The 14,927-nt window shown below is 67.9% G+C and carries 13 protein-coding genes; 4 read left to right on the top strand and 9 right to left on the bottom strand.

The window, feature by feature from the left end:
* Positions 1-50 precede the first annotated feature (50 nt).
* Together ACZ5Z0_RS00540 and ACZ5Z0_RS00535 are read left to right on the top strand one after the other, a co-directional pair.
* A complete protein-coding gene (locus ACZ5Z0_RS00540) occupies positions 51-728 on the top strand; it encodes a type 1 glutamine amidotransferase (protein WP_464110668.1) in 678 nt (225 codons plus the stop codon).
* Positions 729-738: 10 nt separating this feature from the next.
* Positions 739-1,218 (top strand): GNAT family N-acetyltransferase, encoded by a 480-nt coding sequence (locus ACZ5Z0_RS00535; RefSeq protein WP_464109425.1) that lies wholly within the window; start codon positions 739-741, stop codon positions 1,216-1,218.
* A gap of 17 nt (positions 1,219-1,235) precedes the next feature.
* On the opposite strand, the gene ACZ5Z0_RS00530 is transcribed toward ACZ5Z0_RS00535, so the two are convergent.
* Both ACZ5Z0_RS00530 and ACZ5Z0_RS00525 read right to left on the bottom strand, forming a co-directional pair.
* On the bottom strand, positions 1,236-2,099 hold the full coding sequence (locus ACZ5Z0_RS00530) for an alpha/beta fold hydrolase (RefSeq protein WP_464109424.1): 864 nt from the start codon (positions 2,097-2,099) through the stop codon (positions 1,236-1,238).
* 2 nt (positions 2,100-2,101) lie between these two features.
* Positions 2,102-3,439: a CapA family protein gene (locus ACZ5Z0_RS00525; protein ID WP_464109423.1), complete on the bottom strand. Its 1,338-nt coding sequence runs from the start codon at positions 3,437-3,439 to the stop codon at positions 2,102-2,104.
* An 82-nt stretch (positions 3,440-3,521) separates the two neighbouring features.
* On the opposite strand from ACZ5Z0_RS00525, the gene ACZ5Z0_RS00520 reads away from it, so the two are divergent.
* On the top strand, positions 3,522-5,534 hold the full coding sequence (locus tag ACZ5Z0_RS00520) for a M3 family metallopeptidase (protein ID WP_464109422.1): 2,013 nt from the start codon (positions 3,522-3,524) through the stop codon (positions 5,532-5,534).
* 174 nt (positions 5,535-5,708) lie between these two features.
* Here ACZ5Z0_RS00520 and pdxS read toward each other — a convergent pair whose 3' ends face one another.
* From pdxS to ACZ5Z0_RS00490, 6 genes are all read right to left on the bottom strand, one after another.
* On the bottom strand, positions 5,709-6,635 hold the full coding sequence (gene pdxS, locus ACZ5Z0_RS00515; protein ID WP_138769200.1) for a pyridoxal 5'-phosphate synthase lyase subunit PdxS: 927 nt from the start codon (positions 6,633-6,635) through the stop codon (positions 5,709-5,711).
* A gap of 158 nt (positions 6,636-6,793) precedes the next feature.
* Complete coding sequence (gene pgsA / locus ACZ5Z0_RS00510; protein WP_464109421.1) at positions 6,794-7,432, bottom strand: phosphatidylinositol phosphate synthase; 639 nt, start codon at positions 7,430-7,432, stop codon at positions 6,794-6,796.
* Positions 7,422-8,036, bottom strand: a complete 615-nt coding sequence (locus tag ACZ5Z0_RS00505; RefSeq protein ID WP_464109420.1) for an HIT family protein — start codon at positions 8,034-8,036, stop codon at positions 7,422-7,424. The genes pgsA and ACZ5Z0_RS00505 overlap by 11 nt, the downstream gene beginning before the upstream one ends.
* A 14-nt stretch (positions 8,037-8,050) precedes the next feature.
* Positions 8,051-10,057 carry a threonine--tRNA ligase gene (gene thrS, locus ACZ5Z0_RS00500; RefSeq protein ID WP_464109419.1) on the bottom strand — a complete coding sequence of 669 codons (2,007 nt, stop codon included), beginning with the start codon at positions 10,055-10,057 and terminating at the stop codon, positions 8,051-8,053.
* A gap of 125 nt (positions 10,058-10,182) precedes the next feature.
* Positions 10,183-13,692: a DNA polymerase III subunit alpha gene (locus tag ACZ5Z0_RS00495; RefSeq protein WP_464109418.1), complete on the bottom strand. Its 3,510-nt coding sequence runs from the start codon at positions 13,690-13,692 to the stop codon at positions 10,183-10,185.
* A complete protein-coding gene (locus ACZ5Z0_RS00490; RefSeq protein WP_464109417.1) occupies positions 13,689-14,018 on the bottom strand; it encodes a DUF6504 family protein in 330 nt (109 codons plus the stop codon). Before ACZ5Z0_RS00490 ends, ACZ5Z0_RS00495 begins: the two co-directional genes overlap by 4 nt.
* A 171-nt stretch (positions 14,019-14,189) precedes the next feature.
* Between ACZ5Z0_RS00490 and ACZ5Z0_RS00485 the strand changes: the two genes are divergently transcribed.
* Positions 14,190-14,576: a hypothetical protein gene (locus ACZ5Z0_RS00485; RefSeq protein ID WP_464109416.1), complete on the top strand. Its 387-nt coding sequence runs from the start codon at positions 14,190-14,192 to the stop codon at positions 14,574-14,576.
* A 15-nt stretch (positions 14,577-14,591) separates the two neighbouring features.
* Here ACZ5Z0_RS00485 and ACZ5Z0_RS00480 read toward each other — a convergent pair whose 3' ends face one another.
* Positions 14,592-14,918, bottom strand: a complete 327-nt coding sequence (locus ACZ5Z0_RS00480; RefSeq protein WP_464109415.1) for a chorismate mutase — start codon at positions 14,916-14,918, stop codon at positions 14,592-14,594.
* Between the last annotated feature and the right edge of the window lie 9 nt (positions 14,919-14,927).

Below are 14,927 nucleotides of genomic sequence, written 5' to 3'. Positions count from 1 at the left end.
CAGCGCCCAGCAAGGGAACCATCCGGGTGCTGCAGCTCTATCCGCGTGACATGAACATCTACGGCGACTGGGGCAACGCGCTGGTCCTTGCCCAGCGGCTGCGCTGGCACGGCTACACCCCCGAACTGCTCGAGTACAACGTCGGCGACGACTTCCCTGCGGACGTGGACCTGATCGTGGGCGGCGGCGGACAGGACAGCGGCCAGCTGGTCATCCAGGACGACCTGCTCTCCCGGGAGACGGTCCTCAAGGAGCTGGCCGATGACGGCACGCCGATGCTCGTGATCTGCGGGCTCTACCAGCTGTTCGGGAAGTTTTTCAAGACCAGGACCGGCTCGGTCATCCCCGGCATTGGCATCCTGGATGTGGAGACCCACGGCACGGACGAGCGGTTGATAGGCAACGTCTCGGTGGCCTCCGCCGAGTTCGGCACCGTGCTGGGCTACGAGAACCACAGCGGCCAGACCACGCTGGGCCCCGGCGTCGAGCCGCTGGGCACCACCGCCAAGGGCACCGGCAACAACAGCAGCGACGGCCAGGAGGGCGCCCGCTACCGCAACATCGTGGCCAGCTACCTGCACGGCTCGCTGCTGCCCAAGAACCCGGCGCTGGCTGACTACCTGATCAAGACGGCCGTGGAGCGCAAATACGGCACCTTCGTGCCCGGTACCCCGGACGACTCCTACGCCGCACTGGCGCGGGAGCACGCGGCCCGGCGCCCCCGCTAAAGCCCGGCGCATGACCCTAATCGCCCGCGACAGCCCCGCACGCCCCGACGTCCGGCGCCTCCTGGATGAACACCTGGCGGACATGTTCGCGACGTCGCCGCCCGAAAGTGTGCACGCCCTCGACCACGGGGCGCTGGCCGGCCCGGACATCACCTTCTGGACGGCCCGCGACGACGACGGGGTGCTGCTCGGCTGCGGGGCGCTTAAGGACCTCGGAACGGGCGAAGGCGAGATCAAGTCGATGCGGACAGCGCGGCCCGCCCGCGGTCGCGGCATTGCCGCCCTGCTTCTGGGCCGGATCCTGGACGAGGCCGGACAGCGCGGTTACCACCGCTTGCTCCTCGAGACCGGGTCGCAGGAGTTCTTCGACCCGGCACGGAGGCTCTACGCACGGCACGGATTCGTCCCGTGCCCGCCGTTTGCCGGCTACCAGCCGGATCCCAACAGCGTGTTCATGGCCCGCAGCCTGCCGGGCAGCCTGCCCGGCTGACGGCACCGCCGCCGGCCTCAGGCGCCGGCGTCGCTGTTCCGGAGCAGCTCGGCCACCTCCGCGGGCCGGGTTGCGGGCCACCAGTGGCCGTTGTCCACCGCCACCACGGTCAGATCCTCCACCCAGTCTTCCAGGCCCTCCACCAGATCCGGGGACAGGAACGGGTCCCTGGCCGGCACCACCACCTGCACCGGCATGCTGACCCTGGTACGTGCGGCCGGTACGGCGGCCCGGTTCCGACCGGCACCGAAGTTGGCCCGGTAGAGGGCCAGCCCGCGGACCGGATCGTTCCCGACGTCGCGCTTGGCCAGTTGTTCGTAACGGCGGGTGAGGTACAACCGCCAGGCGGCCTCGGGCAGCACCGGGACCAGGAAGGCGGCGATGTACCAGCTGCGCAGCAGCTGCCCGGCCAGTTGACGCCAGGCGCGCGGGTTGCGGACCCTTGCACGCACCCAGCGCGAGAAGTGGCGCAGGTCCGGGCCGGAGATGCTCGTATACCGGCGGATCAGGGCGTCGGCGCGCGGGTCCTGCACCGCGGCCCAGCACTGGATCGACCCCCAGTCATGACCCACCAGGTGGACCGGGGCGGCGCCCGCGTCCGCAAGGACGGCGAACAGGTCGTCCACCAGCGCTGCCAGTGTGAAGTCACCCGGGCTGCCCACGACGGCGGACTCGCCGGCGTTGCGCGTGTCATAGGCGACCACATGGTACGTGGGTACGAGCTCCCTGATGGCCGGCAGGAACACCCGATGGTCGTCCGGATAGCCGTGGACGAACACCAGGGTCGGCACGTCCGGGCCCGGCTGCCGGCCGTATTCGAACACGGCCAACTCGGCGCCGCGCGCCGCGACGCTCCGCCGTCGTTCCATCAAGGTGTCCATGGCTACCGCTCCTTCGTGATCAGCAGTTCGTGGGCGCCCGCCGCGGCCGCTCCCATCGCTTCGACCACGGTCCTGGTCCGCAGCCTGGTGGCCGCGTCCGCGGCGGCCCCGGCGCAGAGTCCCTGCGGGGCGTCGGAGGCGACCGAGCACCAGCGGTAGGGTCCGCGGACAATTACCGACGGCGCCCAGGCCAGGTCGGACGCGGTCCAGGTGCCGGCGGCATCCTGGCTGAACTGGGCCCGGACCAGCAGTCCCTCGTTGTTCACCACGTAGCTCGGCGAGAGCTCGGTGATCCCGTTGCCGAGGCCGTAGACAATCCAGGTCCCCTTGTAGCGTTCGATCGGCAGCACCGAGTGGGTGTGGTGGCCGTAGACCATGGTGAATTGGCCGCTGTCCGCGAGGGCGTGCGCGACGCGCTGTTGTTCGGCGTTGGGCACGCTCGCATACTCGTCCCCGGCGTGCATCGCACCCAGCACGATGTCGGCACCGAGGGACCTCGCCTTTTTTGCCTTGGCAATCATGGCGCCGGGGTCGAGCATATCCACCTGCCAGGCAGCTTCCGGAACCTGTCCGTTCAGCCCGTAGGTGCCCTCGATCACGGCAATTTTCGCCGCGGCGGTCTGCAGGATCATGACACCCTGGGAGTCGGCTTCGCTGCGGTAGGAACCGGTGTGCTGCAGCCCGGCGGCGTCGAGGGCGTCCAGCGTCCGGACGAGCCCCGCAGTGCCGCGGTCAATCGTGTGGTTGCTGGCAGTGGTGCACGCCTGGTAGCCGACGCGCTGGGCAGCCGTGGTGATCTGCGGCGGGACGTTGAACGAGGGATACGCGGAGAAGGGGCCCGTGGGGCCGGCCACGGGCGTTTCCTGGTGGCAGATCGCGAGGTCGCTCTTGTCAATGTATCTGCGCTGGCCTTCCAGCAATGGTCCGAAGTCGAGGCCCTTGGCGCCGGTGGCCAGGGCGTCCGCTCGCGCCTGCTCCCAGAGCTGGGCGTGAACCAGCATGTCCCCGGTGACCAGTACGGAGGTGCAGCGGACGGCTGCGCAAGCCGGGCCCTTGCCTGGCGTCGGGACAGCCGTGCCGGGCGCCGTCCCGGGCGTGGACCCGGGCGCGGAACTTCCCGCGGAGGCGGCCGAGGCCGGCCCGGATCCCCCGGCTTGCCCCTGGCTTCCGGCAGAACTCTCTGCCCAGACTCCGCACGAAGCCACGGACGCGACGAGCGTCAGTGCGGCCGCCGCCGCGCCGAACCGCCGAATCCCGGGGTACGGACGGATATGCCTGATCCGCCGGCCGGAAAGTGGTCCGCGCAACCATCGGCGCAACAGCGAGCAAAGAGTCCCCATGGCGGCAATCCTACGGTGGTCCGGATCACAACACGCTTAGGGATTCATTGAGAACTCCGGCCTTACATGAAAGAGTCATTTCATGACCAATCCCCTCCTGAGCCCCAGCCCCCTGCCCTACGGACTCCCGCCCTTCGCGGACATCGAGGTCCGGCATTACGCCGAAGCGGTCGAAGCCGGCCTGGCCGAACACCTCGCCGAGATCCAGACGATCGTGGACGACCCTGAACCGGCGACCTTCGAGAACACGGCGCTGGCCATGGAACGCTCCGGGCAGCTGCTGCAGCGGGCCGCCGCGTCCTTCTTCACGCTGGTCTCCGCGGACGCCTCGGACGACATCCGCGAGCTGGAGACCCGCCTCTCCCCCCGCTTCTCGGCCCACCAGGACGCCGTGTACCTGAACCGGGGCCTGTTCGAGCGTTTCGCCGCCCTCAACACCGACCGGCTGGACGCCGAATCCAGCCGGCTCGTGGACGAGTACCTCAAGGAGTTCCGCCAGTCAGGCATCCAGCTCGATGAGCCGGGCCAGGAACGACTCAAAGCCATCAACGCCGAACTGTCCACCCTGGGGACCGAGTTCGGCCAGCGGGTCAAGGAAGGCATGAAGTCCGCCTCGCTGCTCCTGGACGACGACGCCGAGCTCGCCGGCCTCCCCGCGGACGACGTCGCCAGCGCCGCCGAAGCCGCGCGTACCGCCGGGCATGAGGGCAAGTTCCTGCTCACCCTGATCCAGCCCAGCAACCAGCCTGCCCTGGCGGCCTTGGAGAACCGGGAGGTTCGGCGCCGGCTCTATGAAGCGTCGATTGGGCGCGGCAGCGGCGGCGGCAGCCTCGATGTGCTGGACCTGGTGAAGGACATGGTGCGGCTCCGCGCCGAAAAAGCCCGGCTGCTCGGCTTCGCCAATTTCGCCGAGCTCAGCGTGGACCAGCAGACCGCCCCCGACTTCGAAGCCGTGCAGGCCATAATGAACCGGCTCGCCCCGGCGGCCGTCCGGAACGCCGACGCCGAGGCGGAGGCCCTGGCAGAGGTTGCCGGCCACCCCCTTGAAGCCTGGGACTGGGCCTTCTACTCGGCCCGGGTCAAGCGCGAACGGTATTCCGTGGACGAACAGGCCCTGCGGCCGTACTTTGAGCTGGACCGCGTCCTGAACGACGGCGTGTTCTTCGCCGCCAACGCCCTCTACGGCATCACCTTCCACGAACGCACCGACCTGGCGGGCTACCACCCGGACGTCCGGGTCTGGGAAGTGAAGAACTCCGACGGCACCGATCTCGGCCTGTTCCTGGGCGACTACTACACGCGGGATTCCAAGCGCGGCGGAGCCTGGATGAACTCGCTCGTGGAGCAGTCCGGACTGCTGAACACCCGGCCCGTGGTGATCAACAACCTCAACATCTCCAAGCCGCCGGCCGGCGAACCCACGCTGCTGACCCTGGACGAGCTGCGGACCACCTTCCACGAATTCGGCCACGCCCTGCACGGGCTCTTCTCCTCGGTCACCTACCCGCGGTTCGCCGGAACCTCGGTGCCGCGCGACTTCGTCGAGTACCCCTCGCAGGTCAACGAAATGTGGATCATGTGGCCCGAGGTGCTGGCCAACTACGCCCGGCACCACACCACCGGGGAGCCGCTGCCGCAGGACGCGGTGGACAAGCTCAACGCGGCGGCCCTGTGGGGCGAGGGCTTCGGCACCACCGAATACCTCGGCGCGGCCCTCCTGGACCTCGCGTGGCACGTGCTCGACGGCACCGACATCCCGGATGACGCGCTGGAGTTCGAGGCCAAGGCCCTGGCCGCGGCCGGGGTGGCGCACAGCCTCATCCCGCCGCGCTACCGCACCGGCTATTTCCAGCACATCTTCGCCGGCGGCTGGTACGCGGCCGGGTACTACTCCTACATCTGGAGCGAGGTGCTCGACGCCGAAACGGTCGAATGGTTCAAGGAGAACGGCGGCCTCAACCGCGCGAACGGCGACTTCTTCCGGGCCGAACTGCTCTCCCGGGGCAATAGCCGCGACCCGCTGGAATCCTTCCGCGCCTTCCGCGGCCGCGATGCCCAGCTCGAACCGCTCCTGAAGCGCCGCGGCCTGGACTAAAAGCTCCCGAGTAGACAGACGACGGTGGCGGGTCACCCATAGAAGGTGACCCCCGCCGTCGTCGTTAGCAGCTGGCGACTATCGCGCCCGACTCTCTTGGCTTAATAAGAGAGACTGCAGAGGCTCCATGGACGAGGCGCCCTGGCGCCGACTCTGTGGAGAAGCAGTCGAACGTTACCAGCCGCGCTCGGCGAGGCGGTGCGGCTGCGGGATCTCGTCGACGTTGATGCCGACCATGGCCTCGCCCAGGCCGCGCGAGGCCTTGGCGATTTCTTCCGGGTCGTCGAAGAAGGTGGTGGCCTTCACGACGGCGGCGGCACGCTGGGCCGGGTTGCCGGACTTGAAGATGCCGGAGCCGACGAAGACGCCGTCGGCCCCGAGCTGCATCATCATGGCGGCGTCGGCCGGGGTGGCGATGCCGCCGGCGGTGAACAGCACCACGGGGAGCTTGCCGGTGGTGGCAACTTCCTTGACCAGTTCGTAGGGGGCCTGCAGTTCCTTGGCGGCGACGTAGAGCTCGTCCTCGGGCAGGGCTGCCAGCTTCAGGATTTCGGCGCGGATCTGGCGCATGTGGGTGGTGGCGTTGGAGACATCCCCGGTGCCGGCCTCACCCTTGGAACGGATCATGGCCGCGCCCTCGTTGATGCGGCGGAGCGCTTCGCCGAGGTTCGTGGCGCCACAGACGAAGGGGACGGTGAACTTCCACTTGTCGATGTGGTTGGTGTAGTCGGCCGGGGTGAGAACCTCGGACTCGTCGATGTAGTCGACGCCGAGGGACTGCAGGACCTGGGCTTCGACAAAGTGGCCGATGCGGGCCTTGGCCATGACCGGCACGGAGACCGCGTCGATGATCTTGTCGATCATGTCCGGGTCGCTCATGCGGGACACGCCGCCCTGGGCGCGGATGTCGGCGGGGACGCGTTCCAGCGCCATCACGGCCACGGCACCGGCGTCCTCGGCGATGCGGGCCTGCTCGACGTTGACGACGTCCATGATGACGCCGCCCTTGAGCATCTCCGCCATGCCGCGCTTGACGCGGCTGCTGCCCGTAACGTTCTTCGCGGACGCGCCGGCTTCGCTGCTTACATCAGGTGTAGACACAAAAACCCCTATGGGTAGATAGATGACCTCACCGGGGCGCGGACGGCACGCAGATGACAATCTCGCACGGCTCGCACACACCGGATTACCGGGAACCATTGGCCGGTAAGGCTAATACTAGTCCCCTGCCGCGGTCCGCTTGAATTTCGGTTACAGGCTCAGGCGGCCTGTTCGGTGGCGGTGTCCTGGTTCTCCTCCAGCGACTGCCGGTGCACGGCGGCGATGCGCTGCACCACGGTCACGAAGCTGGCGAGGCCAAGCAGGCTCAGGGTGGCGAACAGGACCACGGTGGGAAGCCCGACGCCGGTGAGGCCGGTGACGACCAGCACGGACACCAGCCGTTCGGCGCGCTCCGCGACGCCCACGTTCGCGTGGTAGCCGAGCGCCTCGGCCTTCGCCCGGGCGTAGGAGACCACCATCCCCAGCACGAGGCAGACGACGGCGGCGATCGCGATGGGGGTGTCGGCGCCGCCGGTGAAGAACCAGATGGCGACGCCGGCGAACAGCGCCCCGTCGGCCACGCGGTCCAGGGTGGAGTCCAGGAAGTTGCCCCAGCGTCCGCCGCGTTCCTGCATCCGGGCCATGATGCCGTCGATGACGTCGGAAAAGATGAACGCGGTGATGAACAGCGTCCCCCACCAGAGCTGCCCGAGCGGGTAGAACACGAGGGCGCCGACCACGACGCCGGCGGTGCCCACGATCGTGACGGCGTCCGGGGACACACCGATCCGCAGCAGCCAGCGGGCCAGCGGGGAGAAGAGCGCGGTGAAGAAGCCGCGGGCGTGCTTATTCAGCATCCGTCGCCCCGGGCTCGGTCCCGCTCGGCTCCGGCCAGGCCTCGGCGACCTGTTGGCGGACCTCGCCGAGCGTCTGCGTGATGGCCTTGGTCTGCGCGATGATCGGGAAGAAGTTGCCGTCCCCGCCCCAGCGCGGGACCACGTGCTGGTGCAGGTGGCCCGCGACGCCGGCGCCGCCCGTCACGCCCTGGTTCATGCCGAGGTTGAAGCCGGTGGGATTGGCGACCTTGCGCAGCACGCGCATGGCCGTCTGGGTCAGCTCCGCGAATTCGGCGGTTTCCTCGACGGTCAGGTCCGTGTAGTCGGGGATATGCCGGTAGGGGCAGACCAGCAGGTGGCCGGGGTTGTAGGGGAAGAGGTTGAGCACCACGTAGCTGGTCCGTCCCCGGTAGACGATCAGGGAATCGTCGTCCTCGCGTTCGGGCGCGACGCAGAAGGGGCAGTCGTCCGGGTTCTTGAACTGGTGCTGGCCGCCTTTGATGTACGCCATGCGGTGCGGAGTCCACAGGCGCTGGAAGGCGTCCGGCACCCCGGCCAGGCCAAAGTCGTCGGTGATGCTTTCGTCGCCCGGATAGCCCGGGACAGCGCCTGTGGTCTCCTGCACGTGCTGCTCCCCCGCTAGCTGGTCCGGTTGCGGACGGCGTCGACGATCCGGCGGACCGCCTCGGCGACGGGCACGCCGTTGTCCTGGCTGCCATCACGGAACCGGAACGAAACGGCACCGGCCTCGGCGTCGTCTCCCCCGGCGATCAGCACGAACGGGATCTTGTCCTTGCTGGCGGTTCGGATCTTCTTCGGGAAACGGTCCGAGGAGATGTCCACCTCGGCACGAATGCCGGCGGCCTTGAGCTGGTCGACGACGTCGAACATGTAGTCGTTGAAGGCCTCGGCCACGGGGATGCCGACCACCTGGACCGGGGCCAGCCACGCCGGGAACGCCCCGGCGTAGTGCTCGGTCAGGACACCCATAAACCGTTCGATCGAGCCGAAGAGGGCGCGGTGGATCATGACGGGGCGCTGGCGGGTGCCGTCGGCGGCCTGGAACTCGAGTTCGAAGCGTTCGGGCAGGTTGAAGTCGAGCTGGATGGTGGACATCTGCCAGGTCCGGCCAATGGCGTCCCGGGCCTGTACCGAGATCTTGGGACCGTAGAACGCGGCTCCGCCCGGATCCGGGACGAGCTCCAGGCCGGACTCCTGCGCGACCTCCGCGAGGGTCTGGGTGGCCTCCTCCCAGACCTCGTCCGAGCCCACGAACTTCTCCGGGTCCTTGGTGGACAATTCCAGGTAGAAGTTCTCAAGACCGTAGTCCTTGAGCAGGCCGAGGACGAAGTTGAGCGTCTTGGTGAGCTCGTCTTTCATCTGCTCGCGGGTGCAGTAGATGTGGGCGTCGTCCTGGGTCATGCCCCGGACGCGGGTGAGGCCGTGCACGACGCCGGACTTCTCGTAGCGGTACACCGAGCCGAATTCGAAGAGCCGGAGCGGCAGTTCGCGGTAGGAGCGGCCGCGGGAACGGAAGATCAGGTTGTGCATGGGGCAGTTCATCGGCTTCAGGTAGTAGTCCTGGCCGGGCTTGCGGACCGTTCCGTCCTCATTGAGTTCCGCGTCGATGTGCATCGGGGGGAACATGCCCTCGCGGTACCAGTCCAGGTGGCCGGAGACCTCGTAGAGGTGGCCCTTGGTGATGTGCGGGGTGTAGACGAACTCGTAGCCGGCATCGACGTGGCGCTGGCGGGAGTAGTCCTCCATGGCCTTGCGGATGATGCCGCCCTTGGGGTGGAACACCGGCAGGCCGGAGCCCAGCTCGTCCGGGAAGGAGAACAGATCCAGCTCGGCGCCGAGTTTGCGGTGGTCGCGGCGCTCGGCCTCGGCGATCCGCTCCTGGTACGCCTTCAGGGCCTCCTTGGTGGGCCACGCGGTGCCGTAAATGCGCTGCAGCTGCTTGTTCTTCTCGCTGCCGCGCCAGTAGGCCGCGGAGGAGCGTGTCAGGGCGAAGGCGTTGGAGATCAGCTTGGTGTTCGGAAGGTGCGGGCCGCGGCACAGGTCGCACCAGAGAGTGGTGCCGTCCCTGCGCTCCACATTGTCGTAGATGCTCAGTTCGCCGGCGCCGACCTCCACGGAGGAGCCGTCCGCGTCGGAGCCGGCACCCTTGAGGCCGATCAGTTCGAGCTTGTACGGCTCGTCCTTCATCGCCTCGCGCGCCTCGTCCTCGGAAACGACCCGGCGGACGAACTTCTGGTTCTGGTTGATGATCTTCTGCATCATCTTTTCCAGGGTCTTTAGGTCGTCCGGGGTGAACGGCTCCTCGACGTCGAAGTCGAAGTAGAAGCCGTCGGTGATGTACGGACCGATGCCGAGTTTCGCGTCGGGGCGCAGTTGCTGCACGGCCTGGGCCATCACGTGCGCGGTGGAGTGGCGCAGCACGTTGAGGCCGTCCGGGGACTCGATGGTGACGCCCTCGATCGTGGCACCCTCGGGCAACGGCTGGTCCAGGTCCTTGAGCTCGCCGTTGACGCGGGCCACAACGACGTCGCGGCGCTCAAAAAAGAGTTCCGCGCCGGTGGTCCCGGTAGTCACCTTGGTCTCTTCGCCGTCGACGATAAGGGTGATCTGCTGGGCATCTGACACGGGTGTCTCCTATTCAAAGTTAAGGCTTCGTAGCTTGTGGCGTACGGGGACCACAGCCAGCCTCGTCCATGCTATCGGGTTCCGGATGGGCCAACCAACGCGGCCCGCGGCCGGTCGGCCCCCGGTCAGCCGCCCATCCCGGTGATGGCCAGGTTCCGGCCGATCCCGTCCAGCGGGCCCGGCCCCGGGGTCTCCGGGGGCACCGCGGCGCCGGTTCCTCCCGCCGGCGGAACGGGGAACGGCAGCGTCTCGGTGCGGCTGAGATCCCAGGCCATCGAGGCACTGATGCTGATCCCGCGCGGCCCGGTCCGGCGGGTGGTTCCGCGGATCAGCAGCAGCCGGGTGCCGAAGAGCAGCGGACCGGACTGCTCCTGCGCCTCGTGGAAGAAGACCGAATCCACGCAGCCGGTACCGTCGTCGATGCTGATGAACACCACGCGGCGGCCGCCGCGCATCGGCGGGGTCTGGGTGGCCACCCGCACCCCGGCCACCAGCACTTCCGTGCCGTTGCGCAGACCCAGCAGCTTATCCGCCGTCGTGACCCCCAGCCGGTCCAGTAGCGGCCGGTGGCTGGCCATCAGGTGACCGCTGACATCCAAGGCCATCAAGTCCAGTTCCGCCCGGACGGTCTCCACCAGCGTGGGGGCCGGCAGGCCCCCCTTGATGTTCCTGAGTTCGACGTCGCCCAGCGGCAAGGCCAGCTGCCCCTCGATGACCTCGACGCCCTTGCGCTGCGGCCGGCCCTGCAGCTGCTGCAGGTGCTGGACCAGGTCTGCCCGGTTGGCCGTTCCGCCGGAGGAACGGTGCAGGGAATCGAAGGCCCCCAGCTGGGCCAGGCGCTGGATGCTCGGTTTGCTGATCCGGGAGCGGGCGCGCAGGTCCGCGAGGGAGTCATAGGGCTGGCCGGCCACGATCCGCTTCAGCTCGGCGCCGGAGAGCCCGAAGATGCCGTTGATGCTCAGCCGGATGCCGAGCTTGCCCCGGTCCGGGCCGGTTTCCACCCGCTCCACCCGGTATTCGGCCTGGCTGCGGTTGATGTCCAGCGGAAGGATGGGAATTCCCAGCCGTCGGGCCTCTGCCACCAGCAGCCGTTTGGGGTACATGCCGGGGTCATGTTCCCAGAGACCGGCCAGGAAGGCCTCGGGGTGGTGGGTCTTGAGCCAGGCCGACTGGTAGGTGGGCACGGCGAATGCGGCGCCGTGGGCCTTGCAGAAACCGAAGCTGCCGAAAGCCTTCAGGGTCCCCCAGACCTTATCCACCACCTCGGGCGTGTAGTTCCGGGTCCGGGCTTCGCGGCGGAAGAATTCCTCCACCTTCGCTTCGAGCACCTCGTTGCCGAGCGCACGCCGGAATTCGTCGGCCCGGGCCAGCCCGCAGCCGGTCATGACGTCGAAGGTCTTGAGGATCTGCTCGTGGAAAACGGTCACGCCGTGGGTCTCCTTGAGCACCGGTTTGAGGTCCGGGTGCGGGTAGACCTCCGGCGCGAAGCCGTGCCGGTGCTCCAGGAAGGGCCGGACCATGTCCGACTTCATGGGACCGGGCCGGAACAGGGAGATGTCGATGATGAGGTCGTTGAATTCCCGGGGCGCCAGCTTTCCGATCAGTTCCCGCTGGCCCGGGGATTCGATCTGGAAACAGCCCAGGGTGTGGGTGCTGCGGATCAGCTCGTAAGTGGGTTCGTCGTCGAGCGGGACGGCGTTGAGGTCGATCGTCCCGTCCGCGGCGATGTAATCCGGGCCGGTGGCGTCCGGCCCGGTTTGGTGGCGGCCGGCAGCCACCACCTCGGCTTTGGAGGGGTGCAGCCGGATCACTTCACGGACCGCAAAGGCCATGGCGCTCTGCATGCGGACACCCAGGACGTCGAGTTTGAGCATGCCCATCGGATCCATGTCGTGCTTGTCGAACTGGCTCATCGGCAGCCCCAGTCCGCTGGGCTGCACGGGGGTGCGGTCCAGCAGGGTGGCATCGCCCAGGATCACCCCGCACGGGTGCATCGAAATGTGCCGCGGCAGCCGGTCCAGCCGCTCCGTCAGGTCCACGAGGAGGTCCAGCTGCTGGTTTTCGGTGAAGTCCCGCTGCTCCACCCGGCCCGCGAATTCCTTCAGCTCCGGTTTCTCCACGAGGGCCTCGCGGAAGTTCCGGGCCGAAAACCGCCACAGCTGCTTGGCGATCTCGTCGATGTCGCCGCCGTCCATGCCCAGGGCCAGGCCGGCGTCGCGGACGGCCCCGCGGGCGCGGTAGCCGTTCTGCATGCTCATCAGCGTGACGCGTTCGGAGCCGAAGCGCTCGAAGATCTTGCGGTAGACGTTGTGCCGTTCGGCGCTTTCGACGTCGATGTCGATGTCCGGCAGGGTGGCGCGGTCCCGGGACAGGAAGCGTTCGAAGATGAGGTCGTGCTGCAGCGGGTTTACCTGGCTGACGTCGATCAGGTAGTTGACCAGGCTGGAGGCGCCGGAGCCGCGGGCTGCCGCCCGGACCCCCATGTCAAGGATCATCCGGGAGACCTCGGCGACGGTGAGGAAATAGGAGGCGAAGCCCAGGCTGTCGATGATCCGCAGCTCATGCTCCAGCCGGGCGCGCATCTCTTCCGCGGGTTTCCCGGTGATTCCGGGGAAGCGACGGCTGATCCCGGCCTGGCAGCGCTGGGTGAGCTCCACGAGCGGATCCCCCGCAATCCCGATCACCGAAGCTTCAGGAACCACGGGCCGCTTCCACCCCATGTCGGTGACAGGGTCCATCCGGCACCGGTCCGCGAGCGCCTCGGTGTGGGCCAGCAGGCTTTTCAGGTCCGCGGCGCCGTACCCGGCGGTGTGCATGATTTCCTTGCCCAGCTGCAGCATCTGGGCGGAGGATTTCAACCATCCCTGTCCGTTGGGTTGCAGCTGGGGTGCGGCGGAGAGCTCGGGCAGGGACTTCAGCGTGCGGGCGGAGTCCAGCACGTCCGCCGTCGCGGCGCCGTCCTCGGCACAGTACCGTACAGCGTTGGTCAGCACCGCGGGAACAGCGTGTTCCTCAGCGAGTTTGAGCATCCGCACGGCATGGGCCGTGCTCAGGGGTTCGCCGGGCGGGCTGAGCTGCGAGACGACCTCGGCGGCGAGGGTTCCGGACGGCATGGCCTCCAGCCAGCGTTTGAACAGTGTGCGGGGGCGAAGGTAGCGCCGGCCACCCATGGAACGGCCGACGTCGGAGTCCGGGCCGAGCAGGACGGTCAGGACCGGCTTGAGGGTCTGCGGATCCAGGGTGCGCGAGGCCAGCTCCGCCCGGGTCACGGCCACGGGCACCGCTCCCTGTGCCTTGCCTGTGGTGCGTGCGTGGGCGTCGGAGACCAGCCGGCACAGCGCCCGGTACCCTGCGCCGTTGTTCTGCCCGTGCGCCAGCACCACGACGCGTCCCCCGACCTGGGTGCGGAGGTCGCCCTCGTCGTCGTAGATCGCAAGGTCCACCCCGACCACCGGATCCAGGCCCGCCGCCATGCAGGCTTTCAGGTGCTTGACGGTGCCGTAGAGCCCGTCGCGGTCCGTGCAGGCGAGCGCCGTGGCACCGTCCGCGGCAGCCGCAGCGGCCAGTTCTTCCGGCCAGGACACCCCATAGTGGGCGCTGAATGCGGTGGAGACGTGTAGATGGGTGAAGCTCATGCTGATTCGGGTTTCCGGAGAGGGGGCAGGGCATCGTGGATCCGCAGCAGCCGCCAGCGCCCGCTGCCTATGTGCCGGCTCAGGTCAAGGGTGAGGGTCCGCGCCGGACTTCCTGCGTCCCGGACTTGGACGCGCCAGATTTCGTGGTCAACCAGCCCCGGTCCGCCGCCCAGCGGTGCCCGCTGTTCCTCTGCCCACCACTGGCGCCGCTCGAACCAGCGGACCGGTTCGGCGCAGACCTCGTAGTGTTGTCCTGCCCAGACAAGGGACTGGGGCTGGCCCTCCGGGGTGCAGGCGACGTCCACCGACTCGCTGAACATCCCCATAACGCCTCCCGGAAAGTGCTGACCCCAGGCGAGAACCCACGTAGGTAAACAAGCGTAGGTAAACAAGCCTTTATTCGAATATATCTTCGATTACTTCCAGTCTACGCCGGGGCGCGGACAAAACATAGATCGGGGGTGGACGGACGCAGGCGCAGGTAGCAGGATTGAGCCATGAGCTCCCACAGCGCACTCCTGAAGCACGTCAGCATCGCCGCCAAGGATTCAACCTTGGTGGCGAAGTTCGATATAGACGGGAACATTCCTAGTTCCGGGGCCTACGTCGTCGGGCTCGTGGCCGCCACTCCAGACCATTCCCACCAGCGCCGGATGGAAATCGAGTTCATGAACGGCGAGGCCGTGTCCTTTTTCTGCTTCAGCCATGACGGCACGGAGGAGAACTTTGACCTCAAGGGCGTGGAGCACTCCGGCAACACCATCACCGGGAACTTCCCCATCAGCACGGTGATGGGGCTGACCAAGGGCCACCTGATGACGGCGTACAGCGATTGCGAGGGCAGGGACTACCAGGCCAACGTGCCCGTCGAGGAGTCGCTCTAGCCGGGCCGGACAGCCCTAGCTGGAGGCTTTGTAGACGTCCAGTTCCAGCCGGATGAAGGCGTCGATCATCGCCCGGTAGGTCTGTTCGACGATCTCCGGGTCGATATCTTTCTGCTCCGCCGTGGCCTTGACGTGTTCGAGGACCCGCTCCACGCGGCCCGGGGCACGGACCTCGGCGCTGTCTGCCTTGAGCGTCCCGGCAATCCGGATGAGCCGTTCGCGCCGGCCGATCAGTGCGACGATCTGCTCGTCCACTTCGTCGACCGCCACCCGCACGGCGGCGAGCTGTTCCCTGTCGGCCTGGGCGTCTTTGTCGTCTCCGTGATTTGTGGACATGTGCATGACAGTATC

This window comes from Arthrobacter sp. T2-23, from assembly GCF_055398325.1.
Note: the sequence above shows the minus strand (reverse complement) of the source record. Positions and strands in the feature narration are given on the sequence as shown.

Coding starts and splice junctions, on each gene's coding strand:
- ACZ5Z0_RS00485 (WP_464109416.1), top strand. CDS start 14,190: ATGAGCTCCCACAGCGCACTCCTGAAGCACGTCAGCATCGCCGCCAAG.
- pgsA (WP_464109421.1), bottom strand. CDS start 7,432: ATGCTGAATAAGCACGCCCGCGGCTTCTTCACCGCGCTCTTCTCCCCG.
- ACZ5Z0_RS00535 (WP_464109425.1), top strand. CDS start 739: ATGACCCTAATCGCCCGCGACAGCCCCGCACGCCCCGACGTCCGGCGC.
- ACZ5Z0_RS00490 (WP_464109417.1), bottom strand. CDS start 14,018: ATGGGGATGTTCAGCGAGTCGGTGGACGTCGCCTGCACCCCGGAGGGC.
- ACZ5Z0_RS00525 (WP_464109423.1), bottom strand. CDS start 3,439: ATGGGGACTCTTTGCTCGCTGTTGCGCCGATGGTTGCGCGGACCACTT.
- ACZ5Z0_RS00540 (WP_464110668.1), top strand. CDS start 51: ATGAACATCTACGGCGACTGGGGCAACGCGCTGGTCCTTGCCCAGCGG.
- ACZ5Z0_RS00530 (WP_464109424.1), bottom strand. CDS start 2,099: ATGGACACCTTGATGGAACGACGGCGGAGCGTCGCGGCGCGCGGCGCC.
- ACZ5Z0_RS00495 (WP_464109418.1), bottom strand. CDS start 13,692: ATGAGCTTCACCCATCTACACGTCTCCACCGCATTCAGCGCCCACTAT.
- ACZ5Z0_RS00480 (WP_464109415.1), bottom strand. CDS start 14,918: ATGCACATGTCCACAAATCACGGAGACGACAAAGACGCCCAGGCCGAC.
- ACZ5Z0_RS00520 (WP_464109422.1), top strand. CDS start 3,522: ATGACCAATCCCCTCCTGAGCCCCAGCCCCCTGCCCTACGGACTCCCG.